At 56.0% G+C, this 15,250-nt stretch carries 12 protein-coding genes; 6 read left to right on the forward strand and 6 right to left on the reverse strand.

Annotation, left to right across the window (positions count from 1 at the left end; genetic code table 11):
- Positions 1-96 precede the first annotated feature (96 nt).
- The 3 genes from parE to serB are packed head-to-tail and all read left to right on the forward strand — an operon-like array spanning position 97 to position 5,196.
- Entirely contained in the window at positions 97-1,992 is a 1,896-nt protein-coding gene (parE, locus tag QHL1GM_RS00695) for a DNA topoisomerase IV subunit B (RefSeq protein ID WP_071692756.1), read from the forward strand.
- Positions 1,993-1,998: 6 nt separating this feature from the next.
- Positions 1,999-4,251, forward strand: coding sequence for a DNA topoisomerase IV subunit A (gene parC / locus QHL1GM_RS00700; protein ID WP_071692757.1), 2,253 nt, complete (start codon positions 1,999-2,001; stop codon positions 4,249-4,251).
- Between the two features lie 3 nt (positions 4,252-4,254).
- Positions 4,255-5,196: a phosphoserine phosphatase SerB gene (gene serB, locus QHL1GM_RS00705; RefSeq protein ID WP_071692758.1), complete on the forward strand. Its 942-nt coding sequence runs from the start codon at positions 4,255-4,257 to the stop codon at positions 5,194-5,196.
- A 203-nt stretch (positions 5,197-5,399) separates the two neighbouring features.
- On the opposite strand, the gene QHL1GM_RS00710 is transcribed toward serB, so the two are convergent.
- The 6 genes from QHL1GM_RS00710 to QHL1GM_RS00735 are packed head-to-tail and all read right to left on the reverse strand — an operon-like array spanning position 5,400 to position 11,270.
- Positions 5,400-5,786, reverse strand: coding sequence for a Na+/H+ antiporter subunit G (locus QHL1GM_RS00710; protein ID WP_071692759.1), 387 nt, complete (start codon positions 5,784-5,786; stop codon positions 5,400-5,402).
- A 43-nt stretch (positions 5,787-5,829) separates the two neighbouring features.
- A complete protein-coding gene (locus QHL1GM_RS00715; protein ID WP_008958594.1) occupies positions 5,830-6,099 on the reverse strand; it encodes a K+/H+ antiporter subunit F in 270 nt (89 codons plus the stop codon).
- Positions 6,093-6,590 (reverse strand): Na+/H+ antiporter subunit E, encoded by a 498-nt coding sequence (locus tag QHL1GM_RS00720; RefSeq protein ID WP_071692760.1) that lies wholly within the window; start codon positions 6,588-6,590, stop codon positions 6,093-6,095. Before QHL1GM_RS00720 ends, QHL1GM_RS00715 begins: the two co-directional genes overlap by 7 nt.
- Positions 6,587-8,101, reverse strand: a complete 1,515-nt coding sequence (locus QHL1GM_RS00725) for a monovalent cation/H+ antiporter subunit D (protein WP_071692761.1) — start codon at positions 8,099-8,101, stop codon at positions 6,587-6,589. The genes QHL1GM_RS00720 and QHL1GM_RS00725 overlap by 4 nt, the downstream gene beginning before the upstream one ends.
- The gene (locus QHL1GM_RS00730; protein ID WP_071692762.1) at positions 8,098-8,430 is read right to left on the reverse strand and encodes a Na+/H+ antiporter subunit C; all 333 of its coding nucleotides are present in this window, start codon (positions 8,428-8,430) and stop codon (positions 8,098-8,100) included. The genes QHL1GM_RS00725 and QHL1GM_RS00730 overlap by 4 nt, the downstream gene beginning before the upstream one ends.
- Positions 8,430-11,270, reverse strand: coding sequence for a monovalent cation/H+ antiporter subunit A (locus QHL1GM_RS00735; RefSeq protein ID WP_071692763.1), 2,841 nt, complete (start codon positions 11,268-11,270; stop codon positions 8,430-8,432). The genes QHL1GM_RS00730 and QHL1GM_RS00735 overlap by 1 nt, the downstream gene beginning before the upstream one ends.
- Before the next feature lie 174 nt (positions 11,271-11,444).
- Between QHL1GM_RS00735 and QHL1GM_RS00740 the strand changes: the two genes are divergently transcribed.
- From QHL1GM_RS00740 to QHL1GM_RS00750, 3 genes are all read left to right on the forward strand, one after another.
- A complete protein-coding gene (locus QHL1GM_RS00740) occupies positions 11,445-12,335 on the forward strand; it encodes an ion transporter (protein ID WP_071692764.1) in 891 nt (296 codons plus the stop codon).
- Between the two features lie 16 nt (positions 12,336-12,351).
- Positions 12,352-14,058 carry a 2-isopropylmalate synthase gene (leuA, locus tag QHL1GM_RS00745; protein WP_083570938.1) on the forward strand — a complete coding sequence of 569 codons (1,707 nt, stop codon included), beginning with the start codon at positions 12,352-12,354 and terminating at the stop codon, positions 14,056-14,058.
- Between the two features lie 94 nt (positions 14,059-14,152).
- Positions 14,153-15,211 (forward strand): hypothetical protein, encoded by a 1,059-nt coding sequence (locus QHL1GM_RS00750; protein WP_254795232.1) that lies wholly within the window; start codon positions 14,153-14,155, stop codon positions 15,209-15,211.
- Positions 15,212-15,250: the final 39 nt, after the last annotated feature.

Consider the following 15,250-nt stretch of genomic DNA (forward strand, 5'->3'; position numbering starts at 1 on the left):
TAGTAAGCTGCCGATCCCTTTTTTAACAACTGTTTCTAACAACTGACTAAACGCCCAGCGAGGCTGCCAGAACTATTTTTCAGGAACCGACGTTACATGACCCAGTTTGATGCCTCTCAGTACGGCGCGAGTTCCATCGAAGTCCTGTCGGGCCTCGAGCCGGTACGTAAGCGTCCCGGTATGTATACCGACACCACACGCCCCAACCACTTAGCCCAGGAAGTCATAGATAACAGCGTCGATGAAGCGCTAGCGGGCCACGCCACCATGATCAACGTCGTGCTGCATAGCGACGGTGGGATTGAAGTGCAGGATAACGGCCGGGGTATGCCGATTGATCTGCATCCTGAGCATGGTGTTTCAGGCGTTGAACTGATATTTACCAAATTGCACTCGGGTGGCAAATTCTCCTCTACTAGCTACCGCTTCTCAGGCGGCCTACACGGGGTGGGGGTGTCGGTGGTTAACGCGCTGTCGCGTCGGTTAGATGTAGAAGTCACCCGCGACGGCGCGCGTCATGCCATGGCCTTTGAGTTTGGCGAGAAAGTCGAAGAGCTGCATGAGATTGGCAAAGCCCCCAAGCGGGCAAGCGGTACTTTGGTGCGTTTCTGGCCCGATGAGAGCTACTTCGATAGCCCTAAGTTAGCGCTAACGCGGCTTAAACACCTGCTACGTGCCAAAGCGGTGCTATGCCCCGGCTTGAAAGTCACGCTGGTAGAACCTGACGGTACCTCGACCGAGTGGGAGTTCGCCGATGGCCTGCGCGATTATCTGGTCGAAGCCACTGACGGCTACGAAGTGCTGCCGGCGGAGCCTTTTATCGGCCACTTCAATGACGATGAGCACGGCGTGGATTGGGCGATCCAGTGGCTACCCGAAGGTGGCGAAGCACTGCTGGAAAGCTACGTTAACCTGATTCCCACGCCGCAGGGCGGCACCCACGTGAACGGCTTTCGTTCCGGGTTGCTGGACGCGCTGCGCGAGTTCTGTGAATACCGCAGCCTGTTGCCCCGGGGAATTAAGCTCACCGCCGATGATCTTTGGGAGCGCACCTCCTTTGTGCTCTCGGTAAAAATGCTCGACCCGCAGTTTGCCGGGCAAACTAAAGAGCGGCTGTCATCACGTACGATTGCCGGCTTTGTTTCCGGCGTTGTTAAAGACGCTTTCTCGCTATGGCTGAACCACCACGTGGATCAAGCCGAAGCGATCGCCGAGCTGGTGATCAGCGCGGCGCAAAATCGCCAGAAAAAAGCCAAAAAAGTGGCCCGTAAAAAGGTCACTTCCGGCCCGGCACTACCCGGTAAGCTGGCAGATTGCTCCGGTCAAGACCCCGCCCAGAGCGAGCTGTTTTTGGTCGAAGGGGACTCGGCAGGCGGCAGTGCCAAGCAGGCGCGCAACCGCGAAACCCAGGCGATTCTGCCGCTACGCGGTAAAATTCTGAATACCTGGGAGGTGGAGACCCACGATATCTACGGCTCCCAAGAGGTGCACGATATCGCGGTCGCCATTGGCGCCGACCCTGGCAGCGCCGATTTAGAAAAACTGCGTTACCACAAAATCTGTATTCTCGCCGACGCCGACTCCGATGGCCTGCACATCGCTACGCTGCTGTGCGCGCTGTTTGTGCGCCATTTTCCGAGCTTGGTCGACGCAGGGCATGTCTATGTAGCGATGCCACCGCTTTACCGCATCGATCTGGGCAAAGAAGTGCACTACGCCCTGGATGAGAGCGAAAAGGCCGCGATTCTCAAGCAATTGGCCAACAAGCGCGGCACGCCTAACGTTCAGCGCTTTAAAGGCCTGGGTGAAATGAGCCCGCTACAGCTGCGTGAAACCACCATGTCGACGGAAACCCGGCGCCTGGTGCAGCTCACTCTGACGGAGGGTGACGGCACCATGGAAATGATGGACATGCTGCTGGCCAAAAAACGCGCCGGTGACCGCAAAAAGTGGCTGGAAGATTACGGCAACCTCGCAGACATTGAGGTATAACCCCCGATGACCATGGATATTCAAGTAGCGGAGGGCGACGTCGAACGTCTCTCCCTGCGCGACTACACCGAAAAAGCGTACCTCGACTACTCGATGTACGTCATTCTCGACCGCGCCTTGCCCAATATCGGCGATGGCATGAAACCCGTGCAGCGGCGAATCATTTACGCCATGCGCGAGCTGGCGCTGCATGCCAACGCCAAGTACAAAAAGTCGGCGCGTACCGTCGGTGATGTACTGGGTAAATTTCACCCCCATGGCGACAGCGCCTGCTACGAAGCCATGGTGCTCATGGCGCAGCCTTTCAGCTACCGCTACCCGCTGGTAGACGGCCAAGGCAACTGGGGTAGCCCCGATGACCCCAAATCCTTCGCTGCCATGCGCTATACCGAAGCCAAGCTTTCCAAATTTGCTGAAGTACTGCTCGGCGAGCTAGGCCAAGGTACCGTCGATTGGGCGCCTAACTTCGACGGCACCATGCAGGAGCCGCTGGTACTGCCGGCCAAGTTACCCCATGTACTGCTTAATGGCGGTACCGGGATTGCGGTTGGCATGGCGACCGATATTCCGCCGCATAATGTGTCGGAAGTCGTCGAAGCAACATGCCATTTGCTGCGCAATCCCAAGGCGACTACTGCCGATTTAATGGAATTCGTGCCTGCGCCGGATTTTCCTACCGATGCGGAAATTATTACCCCGCCTGCGGACCTGCGTAAGCTCTACGAATCTGGGCGTGGCTCGGTCAAGCTGCGCGCTCGCTATGAGCGCGAAGAGGCCAATATCGTGATCACTTCGGTGCCGTACCAGGTGAGTGGTGCCAAGGTGCTTGAGCAGATTGCCGCGCAAATGCAGGCCAAAAAGCTACCCATGGTGGCCGACCTGCGCGATGAGTCGACTCACGAAGAGCCAACCCGTTTAGTGATTGAGCCGCGCTCCAACCGCATTGACGTCGAGTCGTTGATGGCGCACCTGTTCGCCACCACCGACTTGGAAAAGAACGTGCGGGTGAACATGAACGTGATCGGTCTGGACGGCCGCCCACGGGTGATGCCGCTGCCAGAAATGCTGGGCGAATGGCTGCAGTTCCGGCGCAGCACGGTACGCCGCCGTTTAGAACACCGCCTAGGTAAAGTTGAGGATCGCCTGCATATCTTGGAAGGCCTGCTGATCGCCTACCTCGATCTGGACGAAGTGATCCGCATCATTCGTGAAGAGGACGACCCTAAAGCCTCGCTAATCGCGACGTTTAGCCTCTCGGAGCGCCAAGCGGAAGCCATTTTAGAGCTGCGCCTGCGTCATCTTGCCAAACTCGAAGAGATGAAAATTCGCGGCGAGCAGGATGAGCTGGAAAAAGAGCGCAAATATTTACAGGGCCTGCTGGGCAGCGAAGCCAAGCTCACTACGCTGATTGAAAAAGAGATCCGCGCGGCGGGTAAAGAGCACGGCGACGAACGCCGCTCACCGCTGGTCGAGCGCGAAGAGTCCAAGGCGCTGTCTGAAGTAGAGCTGCTGGGTGCTGACCCCATTACCGTGGTGCTCTCGGATAAAGGTTGGATTCGCGCGGCGAAAGGGCACGATATCGACCCTGAGGGGCTCTCCTATAAGGCCGGAGATAGCTTCCAACTGGCGGCGAAAGGTAAAACCAATCAGCCGCTGGTGCTACTGGATGACACCGGTCGCGCCTATACGCTGTCTGCGCATAACCTACCCAGTGCGCGGGGCCAGGGTGAGCCGGTCACCGGGCGTGCTAACGTTGCCGCCGGAGCGAAAATGGCGGGGCTAATGTTTGCGCCACAGGAGCGACGCTTTGTGCTTGCCACAGACGGTGGTTATGGCTTTGTGGCGCGACTGGATACGCTCACCGGTAAAAACAAAGCCGGTAAAGCGGTACTTAGCCTGCCCAAAGGCTGCAATGTGATGGCGCCGGTTGACGTGCCAGAGGGCGACGAGCTGTGGGTTGCCTCGGTTTCAAACGAAGGTCGGCTGTTGCTGTTCCCCTTGGATCAACTACCGGAAATGTCCAAAGGTAAAGGCAATAAGATGCTCGATATCCCTGGCCCACGAGCCGCCCGCCGGGAGGAGTTTGTCACTGGCATTGTGGTGCTAGCCGTCAATGACGCACTGATGATTCATGCCGGTAAGCGCAAGCTAACCTTAAAAGCTGACGATTTAGCTTATTATCGCGGCGAGCGCGGCCGCCGCGGCAGCAAGTTGCCCCGCGGCTTCCAGAAAGTAGATCGACTAGAGGCAGGGGAATAAGTAATGGCACGCGGTGATTTGATCCTAACCGTATTAGCGGCGCGTTTATCCGCGGATATCCAATCCCAGGTAGACGCACTGATCGTGCAATTTGGCCTGCAGAAAAGAACCACCCAGCGACTTGCCGACGTCTCGTTACAGCAAAACTCGTTACAGCAGAGCAAGTACATCGACTGTATTGAGCATCGTCTGGTAGGTGAGGTGGATATTGCAGCTGTCCGCAATGCCGCACTGGTACTGAGCGAAACGCTGAGTGCCGATATTGTTATCCAAGTGGATACCCGTGATCATGTTCAGCCTCGTTTGGTGTGTTTCGATATGGACTCAACGCTGATCAAAGCTGAAGTGATTGACGAACTGGCCCGCCGCCATGGCGTGGGTGATGAAGTCGCAGAAGTCACTGAACGTGCCATGCGCGGCGAGTTGGATTTCAAGGCGAGCTTTCGTGAGCGCATGAGCAAACTGGCCGGTTTGGATGAGTCCGTACTGGCAGAGATCGCGGAAGAGCTGCCACTGATGGAAGGCGTAGAGCGCTTGATGGTTAACCTGAAAAGGCTAGGATTTCGTACCGCTATCCTCTCCGGCGGCTTCACCTACTTTGCTCGCCACTTGCAGGAGAAGCTTGGCTTTGACGAGATCCATGCCAATGAACTGGTCATCGAAAATGGCAAGGTGACCGGCGAAGTAAGTGAACCGATCGTCGATGCCGAGCGCAAAGCCGAACTATTAGAGTCCATTGCATTACGAGAAGGGTTTACCTCGGAACAAACGATTGCGGTAGGCGACGGTGCTAACGATCTAAAAATGCTCGCCAAGGCGGGCATGGGAATCGCTTTTCGGGCCAAGCCTCTGGTACGTGCTCAGGCGCGCCAGGCGATTTCCACTTCGGGCCTTGATGGCGTGCTCTATCTGCTGGGCTATCACCAGCGGGATTTAACCCCGTAAAACCTGCTGTGGCACAGTCGCGAAAAGTGTCGTTGCGAGGAGCTTGCGACGCGGCAATCTCAACCTGCGGAGACGCAGTTCAACACAAGATTGCCGCGCTTCGCTCGCAATGACAGATGCAGGATTGCCGCGCTTCGCTCGCAATGACAGATGCGGGATTGACGCGCTTCGCTCGCAATGACAAAAGCGAGGTTGCTTCGCCTTCAGCCATGGCCTTTATCCGGGTGCGGAACAGGCTTATCGCCTACTTCTTCAGATCTCAGCTCCACCGGTTTACCCAGGGTTTTATCGGCGTGCTTTAAGCGCAGGTGCAGGCCCGATTTGGCTAGCAGATGCGCGCTCACCGGAGCGGTAATAAACAGGAAGAGCGTAATCAGCAGTTCTTGAGCATCCGGTTTACCGTCAACGCTCCAGAAATACAGCATCGAAGCGATAAGCATGCAGCCGATACCCAAGGTAGTGGCCTTAGTAGGGCCATGCAGGCGCATATAGAAATCGCGCAGGTGGGCCATTCCCAGTGAGCCAATAAACACAAAGATCCCGCCAGCGATCAGCAGCAGTGAAATAAGCGCTTCAATGATTACTGACATAGCTCCCCCTGACTCATATTCATCATTCGATAGCTCATGTTAATCATTCGATGATGTCTCCACGCAGAATATATTTGCATACCGCGACGGTGCTGATGAAACCTAGCATCGCGATCAGCAGCGCCGACTCGAAATAGGTTTTGCTGTTCAGCCACAGCCCCAACAACACAATCAGCGCAATCGAGTTGACGTACATCGTGTCCAGGGCGAGTACCCGATCGGGCAGGCTGGGACCGATGGTAAGCCGGTAGAGATTCATCAACAGTGCCATCACCACCAGGGCTAAAGTGATATAAAGCGCAATGCTCAGCATTCGTAAATCTCCTTGAGCGGGCGTTCGTAGCGCTCACGAATCTGGTTAATCAGCGCCTCCTCATCGTCCACGTTTAAGGCGTGAATCAACAGCGACTTACCATCCATACGCAGATTGGCCGATACGGTGCCCGGTGTCAGGCTGATCGTGCTGGCCAGCAACGTGATGGTGAAGCGCTCTTCGAGCATGAGCGGGTATTCAATAAAGTGAGGCTTAAGCTTGCGCCATGGATTGGCGATCAAGTAAGCCACTTCAAAGTTGGCGGTGATAATGTCGCCCAGCACCCGGAAAATAAACCGTAACAGCGCGAAAGGTTTGCTTATAAGTGGTCGCGCATCCCAAAAGCGGTGGGTCAGCAGAGGGATCAAAATGGCTAAGGAGCCGCCCAACACGAATTGGCCAAAGGCGTAACTGCGTACCAGCAGCAGCCAAACGATGAGCAATAAAAGGGACAAAACAGGCGTGGGTAGCCAGGAACGCGGGGCGATCATGGGGCATCTCCAGCAGCATTGGGTAGTAGCGTGCGAATCAGCACCTGAGGGTTGGCTAATTGCTCAGCTGTGGCTTGAGTGTAGCTGCTAACTGGCCCGGCCAGGGCGACTAACAGAGGGGCTGCACTCAGTAGCCAAATAACCCCAAACCATTGGTAACGGGAGAGTGGCGTACCACTGCTGGTGCCCCGTTGGCTACGCCAAAACAGCGTAGAGCCTGCCCGGGAAAGGGCGATCAGCGAGGCTAAACTGGTTAGCAGCAGCAATGGCCATAGCCATAGTCGCTGGGTACCTTCGGCGGCATTGAGCATCAACGCTTTGCCGAAAGCGCCGGAGAACGGTGGGACGCCTGCGACGGCGATAGCGCCGACAAAAAACAGCATGGCAAGTGATGCGCCCTGCACCATAGGGCGGCCCTTGACTATGCGAGTACCCGCTTTGCCGCGCTGGAGGCCAATCATTTCCGCTAGCAAGAACAGACCACCGGTAATCAACGTCGTGTGGATCAGGTAATAGAGTAGCGCAGAGACCGCCTGGGGCGAGCGCATACCGATACCCGCCAGCAGCGTGCCCACTGACACCAACACCAAATAAGCAACCAGCAGTCTTAAGTCCCGTGCGGCCATTACCCCAACGCCTGCGGCAGCCAGGGTAGCGAGCGATAGCCACCAAACCCAAGGCTGTTCCAGCGCTTCCAAACCGCCAGCGCTGTCGCCAAAAATAAGCGAGTAGACGCGCAGAATGGCGTAGATACCCACTTTGGTCATGATGGCAAACAGCGCCGCTACAGGCGCGGGGGCTGAGGCGTAAGCTTTGGGTAGCCAGAAGTAGAGCGGCAGAATGGCGGCTTTTAACCCAAACACCACCAGCAGCATGAGTGCCCCAGCGCTCACTAAGCCGTCACGCTCTGCGGGTAGTTCGGCTACCCGAATCGCCATATCGGCCATATTGAGCGTGCCTGTAGCGCCATACAGAATCCCCACCGCAATCAGAAACAGCGAGGAGCCCGCCAGATTGAGCACCACATAGTGGACGCTGGCCTGAATGCGCGCTTTACCGCCGCCGTGAAGTAGCAGGGCGTAAGAAGCTAGCAGCAGCACTTCAAAGAAAACGAACAGGTTAAATAAGTCACCGGTTAAAAATGCGCCGTTAATGCCCAGCAGTTGCCACTGAAAAAGGCCGTGGAAGTTGCTGCCTTTCTCATCGTCACCGGCGCAGGCAAACACCACTGCGCCAACGGCCAACACGGCGGTAATTAGCAGCATTAGCGCCGAGAGGCGATCCAGCACTAACACGATGCCGAACGGGGCTTGCCAATCGCCTAGGGCGTAGTAGGTGATCTCACCGCTGGCGGCTTGGCGTAACAAGCCAATCGCGACCAGCAGCAGTAGCACCGTGGCAGTAACGCTGACACTCCGCTTATAGCGCACCAATCCTTGGCGCTGATAGAGCAGCAAGATGCCCGCAACTAGCGGTAGAACGACAGGTAAAACAATCAAATGCTGCATCATTCTCGGTCTTCCTTCTTACCGTCGACGTGGTCGTTCCCCGCTTCACTGCGCGCCCGCATAGCCAGGATCACCACAAACGCCGTCATGGCAAAGCCGATCACTATGGCCGTGAGCACTAACGCCTGGGGCAGCGGGTCGGCATAACTCGTACCCTCAGACACAATGGCAGCACCGTCAGTGGTCAGGCCACCCATCGAAAACAGGAACAGATTCACTGCGTAAGAGAGCAGCGTAAGGCCCACCACCACGGGAAAGGTGCGGCCTCGCAACGTCAAGTAGATGCCACAGGCAGTCAATACACCGGTGGTCATCGCGTATAGCAGTTCCATTAGCGAGGCTCCTTGGCAGAGGGCGTTGCAGCGCTGGCGTCGGCATCTTTTTCCGAGGCTTCAGTGACCGGGCGATGGACGGTGGTGACCTTACCCAGGTTGGCAAGAATCATCAGTGTTGCGCCCACCACAGCTAAGTACACACCGAGGTCAAAGAGCAGCGCGGTGGCCAGTTCAAAGGTACCGATGAGCGGTAGGCTGAAATAACCGAATGCGGAAGTTAAGAACGGATGACCAAACAGCCAGCTGCCCAGCCCGGTTAGCGTGGCTATCGCCACCCCAATAACGGCTACAGGTTGGAAAGGGAAGTCCAAACGCTCTTGCGCCCACTCTACACCCCTTGCCATATACAGCAGGATCAGCGCGACTGCGGTAATCAACCCCGCAATAAAGCCACCCCCTGGCTGGTTGTGGCCGCGCAGGAAGATAAATGCTGAGACTAATAGCGCCAGCGGCAGCAGTGTCATTGAAATTGATGTGAGTACGGCTGGATAGCGGTCAGGTGACCATACCCGGCCTTCACCGTCACTGTGGGGCATAAACAGACGTAAGCGGTTCAGCAGCTTAAAGATCGCGAGGCCTGCAATGGCGAGTACGGTGATTTCACCCAAGGTGTCGAAGCCGCGAAAGTCGACCAGAATCACGTTAACCACATTGTAGCCGCCACCCCCGGGCTTGCTGTTCTCCACAAAGAAGCTGGAAATCGACAGCGTCTCGCGGGTCATGACCGCGTAGTTAAGGCTGGCGATCACCAAACCCAGGGTGCCAGCTAGCAGCATATCGCGGATGTTACGCAGCGGGCTGGATTCGCGAGGCGTTTTTTGGGGTAAGAAAAATAGCGCCAGCATCAGCAGAATCATGGTCACCACTTCCACCGAAAGCTGTGTCAGGGCTAAATCGGGCGCTGAGAAGCGGGCAAAGGTGAGCGCCACAAATAGTCCGACTACCGAAAGCATCAGCAAAGAAATCAGCCGGTAGCGGTGAGTGGCAGCAGTGGCCACGCCGCCAAACATCAGCATCCCCGCCCCGAGTATGAGAATACCATCCAGCTCTTGATTGCCAGCAGCGCCCGTTAAGTCGGTGATCTGAACCAGACCGACCCCACCCATGACTAATGCGCCTAACCAGAGCCAGCCCACATAGCGCTGTAGCGAATTGCCCTCCAGCGCGGCGATAAGTCGCTCGGCGCGATAGCCCATGGAAACAAGAATACGCTCAAACACGCGCCGAGCATCCACCCCGGCAAACTGCTGGGTAAATCGACGCACCTCGGCATGTCGCCAATAGAGTGCAATGCCGACCACGAAGGCGAGCAAACTCATAATGAGCGGCAGATTTACGCCGTGCCAGATAGCCAAGTGGAAATCGAGCGGTCTACCGATCACCGCTTGGCTGGCGAGTTCAAGTAAGCCCGTTGCCATAAAGGCCGGGAATAGTCCCACTATCACACACAGGGCTACCAATATTTCTACTGGCAAACGCATAAGGTGTGGCGGCTCATGGGGCGATTTCGGTGGTGCTTCTCGAGCCGGTTTAAAGAAAATGGCGTGTACTAAACGCAGTGAATAGGCCACGGAAAGAATACCGCCAAGCGCCGCTAATGCGGGTAATAACCAGCTTAGGCCACCTAAAACGGGCGTCGCTAGTGCCTCGGTGAAGAACATCTCTTTGGATAAGAAGCCATTAAATAGCGGTACGCCTGCCATCGCCGCGGCAGCCAGGGTAGTCAGTAGCGCCGTCACAGGCATGGCTTTTTTCAGTCCGCCCAACTGTTTCAACTCCCGAGTACCGGTCTCGTGGTCTATGATTCCTGCGCTCATAAATAGCGCAGCTTTAAAGGTGGCGTGATTAAGTATGTGAAAGAGCGCGGCCAAGATCGCCATGGGGCTGCCGATGCCCAACAGCACAGTGATCAAGCCTAAATGACTAACGGTGGAGAATGCCAAAATACCCTTCAGGTCGGTCTTCATAAGCGCAAACCAAGCGCCATAAAGCATCGTCACGATGCCGACCAGGGAGACCACTACGCTCCACAGCTCGCTACCCGCGATGGCGGGGTGTAGACGCGCCATCAGGAAAATACCCGCTTTAACCATGGTAGCCGAGTGCAGGTACGCCGACACCGGCGTGGGCGCTGCCATGGCGTGGGGCAACCAAAAATGGAATGGGAACTGCGCCGATTTAGTAAACGCCCCCAGCAGTACCAACCCCAGCATAAGCGGGTAACGGGAATCCGCCAGAATCACGTCGCCGCTAGCCAGCACATCGCCCATATTGAAGCTGCCCGCCATATCGCCCAGCAGCAGTAAGCCCGCCAATAGAGCAAGGCCGCCCGCACCGGTGACAGTGAGCGCCATGCGCGCGCCTTTACGGGCATCCGATTGGTGCGACCAGTAACCGATCAGCAAAAACGAAGAGAGGCTGGTTAACTCCCAGAACAGCCAGAGCAGAATTAGGTTGTCCGACATTGAAATACCTACCATTGACGCCATAAAAAGCATCAGGAAGGCGTAGAATCGGCCATAGGGTTCGTCTTTGGCTAAATAGTAGTGAGCATAAAGAATAATCAGCAGGCCGATGCCGAGTATCAATAGGTTGAACAGCAGCGATAGCCCATCCAGGCGGAACGCCAGATTCAGCGCCAACTCCGGCATCCAGGTGGCCGAAAAACGCAGCTGCTCGCCATCTAGTAGAGCTGGCACGTTGAGTAGCGTCATTACTAAGGCGGTGGCGGGCAGTACAGCCGTCGCAAGGGAACAGAAACCGCGACCACGCTGTGCGGTGAGTGCCGGCACCAGTACGCCTAGCAGAGGCAATAAGGCTATCCAAAGCAGTGTCATGGGGGTCATCCAGCGGCTAAAGTAAAAAATGTCAAAAGAGTACCAGCAGGGCGCTTGAACGGCGTTCTGGTGGCGCAGGATACATCAAGTGAAACAACAGGATATCACTTGTGTAGCAGGCGTGTAATTTTAGTATAAAGTGTGCCGGTCAACCGTTAAGAGATTTTTTGTTCCATGAGTGAGTCCTTTACTACCTGGCAGGCCCGTTTTGAAAAACTGCGTTCGAACAAGTTTTTTGAAGCGATGGTGATCGCCATTATCGTCATTTCCGCCCTGGTAATCGGGGCAAAGACCTACGACGAAACCACTCAGGTTGAGCAGTGGCTGCTTTATCTCGATATCGCGGTAACGATTTTTTTCCTGATTGAAATTTTAATCAGAATGGCCGCAGAGCGCAGCCTGCTCGACTTCTTCAAAAAGGGCTGGAACGTTTTTGACTTTCTGATTGTGACCGCCAGTCTCATACCCATGGATGACTCGGAAATGGTGCTGCTGGCCAGGCTGCTGCGCATTTTCCGGGTATTGCGCCTGGTGTCGATGATACCTGAATTGCAGATGCTGCTTAGCGCTCTGGTGAAGTCGGTGCCACGTATGGGCTATGTGGTACTGTTAATGTTTATCATCTTCTATATCTACGCCGCCATTGGCAGCTTTCTGTTTCACAATGTAGACGAGGACCTGTGGGGCAATATTTCTCTGGCGATGCTAACGCTATTTCAGGTGGCGACCTTTGAGAGCTGGGCCACCGCCGTGCTCTATCCCGCCATGGACGTCTATCCCTACGCGTGGATCTATTTCTTAACTTTTATCTTTTTGAACGCCTTTATCTTTCTCAATATGATGATTGGTATCGTGCTGGACGTGATGCAGAAAGAGAGCGCGCAAATGGCGCTGGACAATGGCGAAGGCGAAGAAGCAGAGCTGCAGTCGCTGCGCAATGATGTTCGCGGGCTGAAAGCGCAGCTTGACCGCATGGAGTCAGCTCTCTCTCAAACAAACTCGCCAGCCCCAACACACCAGAATGACGCGGGCGGTAAGCACAGCGACAAGCCCACAACTGACTGATTTTAGGAGAGCCGCCATGATGTTGACTGATCCTGCCAAAAAGTACCGCCCCTTTGTAGCCGTTGATCTGCCCGACCGCCAGTGGCCGAGCAAGCGTATCGAAACGGCGCCTATTTGGTGCAGCGTTGACTTGCGCGATGGCAACCAGTCGCTGATTGACCCGATGGATCAGGAACGCAAGCAGCGCTTATTCGACATGCTGCTAAGTGTTGGCTTTAAACAGATAGAGGTGGGCTTTCCGTCAGCCTCCCAAACTGACTTCGATTTCGTGCGCTCGCTGATTGAGCAGGATAAAATTCCTGGCGATGTAACCATTCAAGTGCTGACTCAGGCACGGCCACACTTGATTGAACGCACTTTCGAAGCGCTGCAGGGTGCCAAAAACGCCATCGTCCACGTCTATAACGCCACCGATCCCATGTTTCGCCGGGTGGTGTTCAACGTCGATAAAACTGAGTGCGTGCAAATCGCCGTCGAAGCAACCCAGCAGATCCGCGCGCAGATGGACGCCGTACCGGAAACCAACTGGACGTTTCAGTACTCGCCGGAGCTCTTCACTACCACCGAGATGGATTTCGCTGTTGAGATCGTCGAAGCTGTCATGGACGCTTACGGTGCCAGCGCAGACAAGCGCATGATCGTTAACCTGCCGGCCACGGTAGAAGTCGCCACACCTAACAACTACGCCGACCAAATCGAGTGGTTCTGCCGACACGTTATCAATCGCGACCACCTGATTGTCAGCGTTCACCCCCACAACGACCGAGGTACCGGCGTAGCGGCAGCCGAACTGACGCTAATGGCCGGGGCTGACCGCGTGGAGGGCACGCTGTTTGGCAACGGCGAGCGTACTGGTAATGTCGATATTGTCACCTTGGCGATGAATATGTACACCCAGGGCGTTCACCCGCAGCTCGATTTCTCTAATATCACCCCGATCATGCGCGAGGTGGAGTACTGCAACCAACTGCCGGTGCATCCGCGCCACCCCTACGTGGGCGATTTGGTATTTACCGCGTTCTCCGGCTCCCACCAGGATGCGATCAAAAAAGGCATGGCGGATCGCCGCGCTAATCCGGATGCCGTATGGGATGTGCCCTATCTACCTATCGATCCGCTGGACGTGGGCCGCAGCTACGAAGCGGTGATTCGTGTTAATAGCCAGTCGGGTAAAGGCGGCGTCTCTTATCTTCTTGAGCAGGAGCACGGCATTGAGCTACCGCGTCGGCTATCGATTGAATTTAGCCAGGTGGTGCAGGAGGTCGCGGAACGCACCGGGCGCGAGATCACCTCGCAGATGATTTACCAGGCATTCGCGGATGAGTATTTAGAGCAGCGTGCGCTCTTTGGTTTGGTGAGTCATCGCCTATCCTCAGAGCCGGATAGCCCCAAAGTAACGTTGGAAGCCGTCGTCGAAGAGAACGGCACACGGCAAACGCTAAAAGGCGAGGGCAACGGCCCATTAGCCGCTTTTATTAACGCACTGGCCGCAGCAGGGCACGATGTAGAGATTATCGATTACCACGAGCACTCACGCGGTCAGGGCGCTGACGCGGAAGCCATTGCCTACGTGGAAGTGCGTATCGACGGTAAAGCGGTGTTCGGCGTGGGTACGGACGAGAGCATCACCAGCGCCTCCATGAAAGGCGTTCTTAGTGCCATCAATCGCCACCATTCGACCCAGCCTGCGGCGGCCAACGTGACGGCGGCGACGTTAGGGTAATCCTGCGGTTACCAATTGAGTGAGGTGAATGGCGATGCGGCCCTGGCAGATAATTGTAGTAACCGCGATAGTGATCGCCGGGCTAGCATCGACTTTGGCCTCTCATGAACCGTTTGAGTCCAAACTGGTGCGATTGGAAGTGCAGCAGGCGCTGCCCTCTTTGGAAGCGTCGCTTCAGCAGGAGACGCCGGAGCTGAATGCGCTGTTTCTAAGCTATGCTGACGATCAGGCGCTATGGATGAGCGCCTCTTTGGCGATTTTGCGCCACGGTGATAGGGCCCGCGATGTATTAGTGGAGTACGGCTTACTGTCCGATTTTCAGCGAGTATTGGTGCGCTATGGTGCCGACGCCATACTGCCCATTAGCTACTTTCGTAGCCACGATGTGGCCACGCTAAGGGCGCAACACTGGGTCGGCGAGCGCTATCAGCAGGTTAGCCGTTGGTGGAGCGATGAAGAGGGTGAGTCAGATTCAGCGTTCACTCCTTATCGTCGCGGGCAGATGGGCATTGCGCTGTTGGATGCCAACGGCCATGCGCTGCTTAACCAGTTTGTGGTCAGCGAACAAGGCGAAGTGGAGTGGCTACAGGGTGAGCGTCTGGTTGCGGGCCTAGGCGATTTCTTCACCAGCGGGCTACGCGATTTGGAAAGCCAGTGGCGGCGGGGCGACGACATTGGCGCAGCCGACTTAGGCTGGGCTGGGGTAGATCTGCTGGTAATGGCTAGCACCGTTAAGGTGCTACGGGCAGGCCGGGCCGCGCGTGCTGCCCGAGTGGGCAGCGTGGAAGCCCAGGGCGCTAGGGCCGGGCTGCGCCAAGGGTTGCTAGCTACTAGCGGGCGCTTTGCTACGTTACCGCGTATGGCCAAGGTCGCCGCCGTAGCGGGCACCGCTTATGTGGTGGTTCGCCACCCAAGCTTAGTGAGCGCAATCGGTGCCAATCTCTCGACCTGGCTTGGCTGGCCGGTATGGCTTGGCCAGTTTCTTATCTGGCTGATCGTCCTACTGCCGATCCTGTTCATTGCTCGCTTTATCTATTGCTGGTTACTCACGCCACTTTTGTGGCTTTTGGTGCCATTAATACGGGTATGTTTTAGGGCGACAAATAACCAGTTAGCCAAGCGTACCAAGTCGCAGACCAGTGATATTAACTGAAGCTGTTATGTTTAGTGGCTGGAAACGTTAAAGGGGCGG

This window comes from Halomonas sp. QHL1 (genome assembly GCF_001882345.1).
Lineage (GTDB): Bacteria > Pseudomonadota > Gammaproteobacteria > Pseudomonadales > Halomonadaceae > Vreelandella.

Coding starts and splice junctions, on each gene's coding strand:
- QHL1GM_RS00710 (WP_071692759.1), bottom strand. CDS start 5,786: ATGTCAGTAATCATTGAAGCGCTTATTTCACTGCTGCTGATCGCTGGC.
- QHL1GM_RS00725 (WP_071692761.1), bottom strand. CDS start 8,101: ATGATGCAGCATTTGATTGTTTTACCTGTCGTTCTACCGCTAGTTGCG.
- QHL1GM_RS00740 (WP_071692764.1), top strand. CDS start 11,445: ATGAGTGAGTCCTTTACTACCTGGCAGGCCCGTTTTGAAAAACTGCGT.
- serB (WP_071692758.1), top strand. CDS start 4,255: ATGGCACGCGGTGATTTGATCCTAACCGTATTAGCGGCGCGTTTATCC.
- leuA (WP_083570938.1), top strand. CDS start 12,352: ATGATGTTGACTGATCCTGCCAAAAAGTACCGCCCCTTTGTAGCCGTT.
- parE (WP_071692756.1), top strand. CDS start 97: ATGACCCAGTTTGATGCCTCTCAGTACGGCGCGAGTTCCATCGAAGTC.
- QHL1GM_RS00730 (WP_071692762.1), bottom strand. CDS start 8,430: ATGGAACTGCTATACGCGATGACCACCGGTGTATTGACTGCCTGTGGC.
- QHL1GM_RS00720 (WP_071692760.1), bottom strand. CDS start 6,590: ATGATCGCCCCGCGTTCCTGGCTACCCACGCCTGTTTTGTCCCTTTTA.
- QHL1GM_RS00715 (WP_008958594.1), bottom strand. CDS start 6,099: ATGCTGAGCATTGCGCTTTATATCACTTTAGCCCTGGTGGTGATGGCA.
- parC (WP_071692757.1), top strand. CDS start 1,999: ATGACCATGGATATTCAAGTAGCGGAGGGCGACGTCGAACGTCTCTCC.
- QHL1GM_RS00735 (WP_071692763.1), bottom strand. CDS start 11,270: ATGACACTGCTTTGGATAGCCTTATTGCCTCTGCTAGGCGTACTGGTG.